Here is a 7,001-nt window from a genome sequence, read left to right as displayed (position 1 = left end):
TGATTACATCGAAATGTTTTACAACCCGGTTAGGCGCCATAGTTACAACAATGGACTTTCTCCGGTAAGATTTGAAGAGCAGTACCAAGCGAGGTTGGGAAGTGTCTAGGATATTGGTAGCGATTCAATCATTTAAATACATTTCGCCATACATGATGCATTTTTCTCTCAACTCATCATCAAACAATAAGAAATCTGTCCATAAGGTGGCACCTAAAAAACGGACGGGTTTTTTATCATTAGCACTTTGCAACTGAATTGCTCGATCATCTAAAAAATGAACTTCATAAAGCACGCATTGCTCTTGTAACTTCGAAATAAGTTCAAGTCGCTGAGATCCATAAAACTCATGATTTCCGGCAACATAGATAATTTCCTGATCTGGAAAGGTATCACGCGCCCATCCAACACCACTAGAGCGGACATCAATATCTCCTGCTAGAACCACAACATCCGCATCAGTTGGCTCGGGATTGAAAGCGGCAAACTCTAAGTGAAGGTCGCTCAAAATATGAATTTTCATATGCACTATTTGATAAATTTTTACATTGGAATTAAGAAGATGAATCTCTTCTTAAGGCAAGGATTGTATTGAATCAATTAACCATGCCGTCCTACAAGGCATTGAGGATATAGTTGACTACTACACTGCTACAACCTAAATTACAAACTCGCCAACTCAATGTAGAAAAAAATGGATCAAAAACAGTGTTATTTTTCGTTAGATCTTGAACTGAATAATGCGCAAGATAATACAACCGTACATCCCAAGATCATTCAGGTGGGAGTTGCGATTGGAAGTTATTTAAATTACAAAAATAACAGTATTGCTAAGTACAAATGGTATTTAGATCCGCAAGAGCCTATCTTCGAATTCATTACCAGTTTGACCGGCATATCTAATGAAGACATCCTCAAAAATGCCGTGCCTCATGAACAGGTCGCCAAAGAAATCGGCGAGTTGATCGAAGTTCACCAGTGCTTCATCAACCCGATTAGCTGGGGTGGTGGCGATTCAACAGAGTTGAAGCTTGAGTTCAAAAATCGAGGCGTTCATTTTCCCTATTTTGGGCGTAGATGGATTGATGTAAAAACTTGGTACACCTTGCATATGCTGGCAATAGGAAAGAAACCAAGTGGCGGACTGTCATCTGCGCTTGCTAGCTTTAAGCTTCATTTTGACGGCATAACCCACCGAGCGGATGATGATGCCTTTAATACGCTACGACTTTTCTTCGCTATCCTGGAAAGACAAAACCAACACTATCAATTGGTAACAGATGCCAAGAAAATTCACTGGGGATCATAAAGCCAAGATTAAAGGGTGGGTAGAAGAGCTCCAAAAACAAAGGGCCTCATCTATAGGGGCTCTGCTGTCGTATATGGCGGAAGAGGTGTCCAGATTTTGCCCCTCCAATGCGCTCTACCATTACCCATAAACCCTTTAAATATATGGCTTTCAAGGTTGACCCTATTCCCGAGTAAACCACCTAAATCCATCTGAGACTATGTCTTGCTGATGGGTGAGTAACGGGAAAAAAATCATCGTTAGCGCCTTAGAGAGTTTCGACTGCCGAATAACCAATAAAGGGTTAACTTTTTAATCTATTTTTTTTCTGCACGGTGGGTACAAAGGGGGGTTCAAACTCCATCATTAGACCCATCATCAATATGGCTTCTATGTAACCACACTCCCGAGTAACCCATTGAGGTTCAATAAAATATGTTGATTAAATAGGTGTTCAAAAGGGGTGATTTTGCTTGAGTTTGGAATGCCGAATGTCGAATAAATTTAGCTTTACGGCACGTCGTATCGCCAATCTCTCTGAACCAGGTTTTTACCACGACTCAGAATCCCGAGGGCTATATCTTCAGGTGATGACGGGGGTAAACAAAATCATGCGAAGTTGGATATTTCGCTATACCAGCCCTACTTCATTCAAGCGCAGAGATATGGGCTTGGGCCCGCTAGAGGTCCGCTCACTTGCTGATGCCAGACGGAAAACGCTTGAGCTTCGTAAATTAATTCTAGATGGTGTTGATCCGATAGAACAGCGCAACAGGATTCGGACTGAAGCCCTAGCCGCCACTGAGGATGGAATTACCTTCTCAATTGCAGCAGAGCGTTGTATTGCAGCTAAACGATCAGAATGGAAGAATGCGAAGCATGCTGATCAATGGGTAAACACTATGGCTACTTTTGTTAATCCAAAAATTGGAAAGATGCGGGTTGATCAAATCAATACTGGCCATATCGCCAAGCTTCTTGAGCAAGAAATCAAGAAGAAGTCTGGAGAAGTTGAGGGGCCCTTCTGGAATGTCCGCACAGAAACGGCAACTCGTGTACGCCAACGAATTGAGGTGATCCTTGACTGGTGCAAGGCTCATGAATACATCAAAGGGGATAATCCTGCTCGCCTTAAAGGCGCACTAGCCCATCTATTACCCAAAGCCAATAAGATCCAGAAGAAGAGTCACCACCCTGCCCTGCCATTCCTGCAGATTGGTGAGTTTATGAGAGAGTTAAGAACAAAGAGTGGTTTCTCTGTACTCGCTCTTGAGTTCTTAATTCTTACGGCTACACGTACGGGTGAAGTGCTTAATGCCAAATGGGATGAGTTTGATATTGAAAATAAGGTTTGGACTATTCCGGCCGAGAGAATGAAGGCCGGCAAAGCGCATCGGGTTCCACTAAATATCCGAGCTGTTGAGATATACGACTACCTCTCTAAGCATCGCGTGAATGAATCCTTGTTTCCGAGCAAACGTTACAACAAAGACAACATGTCGAATATGTCTCTAATTGCAATCATGAAGAGAATGCCTGCATATGCTCAATATGTTCCCCACGGATTTAGATCTACATTTAGGGACTGGGCTGCAGAAACTACTGACTATTCAAACGAGACTGTTGAGCTTGCTTTAGCCCATACTATTAAGAATAAATCGGAGGCTGCTTATAGGAGGCAGGATCAATTGGAGAAACGGGCTGGTCTAATGGAAATATGGTGCAAATATATTCATGCCTAATTTTTAAAACCTGTAGGGGTAAAGTCAAGGCATTGAAAATAGTCGCTTTCTACGAAAGAAAATCAGCAAATTCATAAGGCCAAATAAAATTAAAGGTACTACCTCATCGAGAATAATAAGCGCTAAAAGAGCATGGATTGTTGTCAATATCTCACTATCCAATACAGAACTTGGATACGAGCCATCGTCTAGAGGTAAAAATAGAAAGGATAAAAATACCACTAGAAGGCAAAAAATAACAATGACATTCTTAGACGTTCTGTAGCCCAATACTTCTATTGAAGATAGCTGAAGCTTTTTAAATGCGCTCATTGGATAGCCGCGGAATGCACTATTTACTTTCCAGTCTTCATCAATTGTTCTCCCGAACAAAAACTTGAGAGTAATTTTAATTAGCTTTATGAAGACCTCGAAAAATGAATTCTCAGCCGAGTTCTTTAAGGACTGTATTTTGTACTTTAAGCCTCTAATTAAATGAACAGAATCTACATGCTCCTTAAAGATTGAATTTAATATTTCTATTCCTGAAATACTCACACCCTCCTTAGTGAGAAATATATTTTTTTCAGTGCTATAAAAATACTCACTTGGAAAATCAAGTGAAAATGGTTGAGGAGATGCATTAGACATCTCGACCGAGTCTCTAGATGGACATTTTAGATCGTCAAAATCATAATCCCAATGCTCTGCCCTATAGATACTCATTGTTGCGATACGGCAACGTATTGGAACTAAGGCTGGCTTATCTGCCTGAATACGTTTTTTATCAAAAACAACCCAAATGACTGCAACGTTATCTGGGCTTTCATCTAAATATCTTGCCGGCTTATAACGAATCTCCTCTGGATAATTCCTCCGAATAGAAAATCCCGCATCAGCATCAGAGAGAATTACAGGATCATAAAAGTACCCGTCGCTACCTAGGTGAAATTTATCAAGCAATTCACGACCATTATTGATCATTTAAAAACCTTAGTTATAAACATAAGCATCGAATATTAATGTCTTATTCTAAGATGATCTCTCAAAATGCGGTACATCGACAAAACCCTTGAAATTTCCTCCCCACCTATTCTTGGGGCTTAGGCTTTCCCAGTACTCGCCAACAGTTCTTATTAGCTCTTTATCCCATACGAGCTTTCCATTCCAGAAGAAGTTCAGATCAATAGCGCAGCGTCTTAAATGATTGCTATTCATAGTCTTTGATCTACCTGTTTTAAAGTAGATCTCTTGCTGCTCGGGTGAACGCCATAGCTCACCTCCTGTAACAACCCACCCCTCTGCAGTGGCAAACTGAATGAGTCTACTGACATCAATTAGGAAGGCAGCTTGTTCTGCTACTAGACCACTTACCTTTGTATTCACGTAGCTTCTTCTTTTTTATTTGAGCAATGCATACGCATCTCAAAGATCTTCTCGACTGATCTACCGCCGAAGTAAGCCAGCATGACTAACTGGCCCCATTCGCCGAGGAGCTTTACATAGGCTTCATTAATATCAATACCCATGGCTGAGAGCAAGGCGAATAACAGGTAGGCCGTGAGGATATAAACCAGAGTTCCTGGTCTGATGTTCTTCGATAACCTGGAGTCACTGCCCATATCGGATTGCCATCTGTTAGTGGCATTCTCTTGTGAGGCACGATGCATCTCAGCTAGAAGTTTAGATTCCTCTATTTCAAGTTCTTTTTGCTTAAGCGTGTATTGCAATAGAAGCTGCTCTTGCTCTATCTCTAATTGCTTGAGCTTGATGAGATCTTCATGACTGGGGTTGTCAGGAATGCGCGCGCCAATCTTGCTCTCAATAAATTCCTTGCCTTTGGCTTGAACCGCGCCCGCAAGCAGACCAAGGCCATTGACGGCCAAGGTTTGCACTAGAGATGTGATGATTGGAAGCATGTCATTAGCTCTTTTCTTGATGCTCGAAGGTATGAATAAGTATGGAAGTCCACCGCCCCACTACCGCCTAGGTTTTTTTTGGTGTTGGCAGTGGGGCGCAGTTACGCGCGCCCACACACCATGGTTACTTCAACATCCGCAGCCGCACCCAAACACCTGCTGCTAGGGTTGTCCTCCCCTTCTCCTAGCGTTTCTTGGCTCCTTTAGTTTCTTGCGGTAATTCTGGTTCAAGAGCCTTATCTAATGTTTGTTCTTGAGCCGGTATTCGTCCTTCAGCCATCAGCCCTTCTACGATCTCCATCAGGCGATCACCATCATCTTCACCAAAGACTTTGGCTACGACTTCATGTCCGTACTTGGCGCACAGGCGGTCGTACTCTTGTTCTGGAGTAATGGTGGTTTGATTGGGTCGCTCAAATACCGTGACGTTCTCGCGCCCAAAGAGATTGCGAAGGATATTGGTTTCGTACGGAGGCACATGCACATGAATTGTTGTAAACGCGTCCCTGCGCACCACCGCTTCCACTTCTCGTATTTGATAATCACTATGTACTAGCTCCTTATGGCTTATTTGATTGTTTTGCATGTCTTTCTCCTTATTGAATAGCCAATACCGCATGGGCATTTGCTCTTGAGATGGATAAAGCACAACGTAAGTTCACCATGGCGTACATAGCGAGCGTGTCGTGCGGACGAATGGGGGCAACGATATCTAGATCGTCATCGCGTAGCTTCATAAAGCGCGTGTTGAGGAAATAGCAGCGCTTGCTCCACTCCACAGTACGGTTAGCCATGGCATCTAACTCATCAAACTGCGGATCCCAGATGATCTCCACTCCTTTGAACGCGAGTCCTGTATTGACTCCTGCTCCTACGCCAGCATCGATGTACTTGGTCTCACCAGATCCAGCGATATGGGTTACCGTCACTTGCTTGCGATAGGTGTCAATAAACTTACCACCCGCGATGATGAAATCTGGACTTCCGCCATGCTTAATACATTGACGCCATGCAGTCTCCATCTCCCCCACCAAGTTACCTGGCGCTGTTGAGGCGATGTCTTTGACGGCGTAGTTACGCCAGTAGCTTGCCTTGGCTCGATCAATACCCCCTACGGTGCCGGCATCTGGAGCTAGACTAACAAGGCTATCCAGTCCCACTACTGCATCTGCGCCATGTGAGCCGTCGCGGTGCAGCTCAAGATCTAGCTTATTAAGGAATCCTTCTCGTAGGACTTCTAATTGCTCATCCAAGAGATTGATCAACTGTACGCGTTCGTTGTATTCGAGCTGAAAACCTCGCGCCCCACCTTCACGCACTTTGATGCCGTTACTGAATAAGCGGTCATAGTCAATATAGAGACCATCCACTGCTCTGCGCCACGGGAAGGAAGCTTGCTCAGTCGTATTACGTTTATTGAACTTGACCGTCTCTTCTCCAAAGGCCCAGCTAAAGTTACTACCGTGTTCTTTGCGGATGTTCTCGACTACGTTCTGCTTTGCGCCCAATAGGCTCTTGCGCCCTTCCATCAGTTTTTTAAGGAAAGGTCTCTCTACAGCGATTTGATCGACTGGTAGATTGCGAAGGTACTCATCCAAGGAAACCTTAGCTAACTCTTGCAAGTCTGTATTTGAAATTGGCATATGCCACCCCATCAATAGTTATTTAATAAATTGGTGGCTTCAATACCTGGTGATGGAGCGTGAACCCATCCATTGCTACGCTACTAGGCGCGACTCTAGCTTTAACGCATAGGCGTGAAGCACTGAGATCAATTATTGGGGCGGTAGATATAGGCTCGGGATATTTGTGGGGTTTTTGTTGAGTTACTAAATGAACTCGCTTTAGGTCTTTATGCCCAATGTGTCTTTCTGCCACCTTGGGCATAAAAGAGCGTTGCTTTAATCGTGGCCGTCAAGGGTTCGCAAGCCACCCCTTTGGGGTGCCCTTGACGGAATGAATGCCCATAGTCCACATAAGCCCTCTATTGAACTACATACTTTTATCATCAAGTGTGGGACAATAACAAAGTAGATTTTACCTAGATAACAAAGTAAATTTATATGGAAAAAC

The 7,001-nt window shown here is 43.5% G+C and carries 9 protein-coding genes; 3 read left to right on the top strand and 6 right to left on the bottom strand.

What is annotated here, in order from left to right; translation table 11 throughout:
* On the top strand, positions 1-109 hold a 109-nt coding region (locus VC188_RS09820; RefSeq protein ID WP_323483827.1), incomplete at its 5' end, for an IS3 family transposase.
* 15 nt (positions 110-124) lie between these two features.
* On the opposite strand, the gene VC188_RS09815 is transcribed toward VC188_RS09820, so the two are convergent.
* The gene (locus VC188_RS09815; RefSeq protein WP_323483826.1) at positions 125-523 is read right to left on the bottom strand and encodes a metallophosphoesterase; all 399 of its coding nucleotides are present in this window, start codon (positions 521-523) and stop codon (positions 125-127) included.
* Positions 524-694: 171 nt separating this feature from the next.
* Between VC188_RS09815 and VC188_RS09810 the strand changes: the two genes are divergently transcribed.
* Together VC188_RS09810 and VC188_RS09805 are read left to right on the top strand one after the other, a co-directional pair.
* Complete coding sequence (locus VC188_RS09810) at positions 695-1,309, top strand: 3'-5' exonuclease (protein ID WP_216241981.1); 615 nt, start codon at positions 695-697, stop codon at positions 1,307-1,309.
* 470 nt (positions 1,310-1,779) lie between these two features.
* Positions 1,780-3,030: a tyrosine-type recombinase/integrase gene (locus tag VC188_RS09805; protein ID WP_323483825.1), complete on the top strand. Its 1,251-nt coding sequence runs from the start codon at positions 1,780-1,782 to the stop codon at positions 3,028-3,030.
* A gap of 24 nt (positions 3,031-3,054) precedes the next feature.
* Here VC188_RS09805 and VC188_RS09800 read toward each other — a convergent pair whose 3' ends face one another.
* The 5 genes from VC188_RS09800 to VC188_RS09780 form a co-directional block, all read right to left on the bottom strand.
* Positions 3,055-3,993 (bottom strand): hypothetical protein, encoded by a 939-nt coding sequence (locus VC188_RS09800; RefSeq protein ID WP_323483824.1) that lies wholly within the window; start codon positions 3,991-3,993, stop codon positions 3,055-3,057.
* A 48-nt stretch (positions 3,994-4,041) separates the two neighbouring features.
* Positions 4,042-4,395, bottom strand: coding sequence for a M15 family metallopeptidase (locus tag VC188_RS09795; protein WP_323483823.1), 354 nt, complete (start codon positions 4,393-4,395; stop codon positions 4,042-4,044).
* Complete coding sequence (locus VC188_RS09790) at positions 4,392-4,928, bottom strand: hypothetical protein (RefSeq protein WP_323483822.1); 537 nt, start codon at positions 4,926-4,928, stop codon at positions 4,392-4,394. Before VC188_RS09790 ends, VC188_RS09795 begins: the two co-directional genes overlap by 4 nt.
* A gap of 184 nt (positions 4,929-5,112) precedes the next feature.
* A complete protein-coding gene (locus VC188_RS09785; RefSeq protein ID WP_112204438.1) occupies positions 5,113-5,547 on the bottom strand; it encodes a hypothetical protein in 435 nt (144 codons plus the stop codon).
* Positions 5,525-6,571, bottom strand: coding sequence for a phage major capsid protein (locus VC188_RS09780; protein ID WP_216223986.1), 1,047 nt, complete (start codon positions 6,569-6,571; stop codon positions 5,525-5,527). The genes VC188_RS09785 and VC188_RS09780 overlap by 23 nt, the downstream gene beginning before the upstream one ends.
* Positions 6,572-7,001: the final 430 nt, after the last annotated feature.

It is taken from the genome of Polynucleobacter sp. MG-28-Ekke-A2, assembly GCF_035012985.1.
GTDB lineage: Bacteria > Pseudomonadota > Gammaproteobacteria > Burkholderiales > Burkholderiaceae > Polynucleobacter.
Note: the sequence above shows the minus strand (reverse complement) of the source record. Positions and strands in the feature narration are given on the sequence as shown.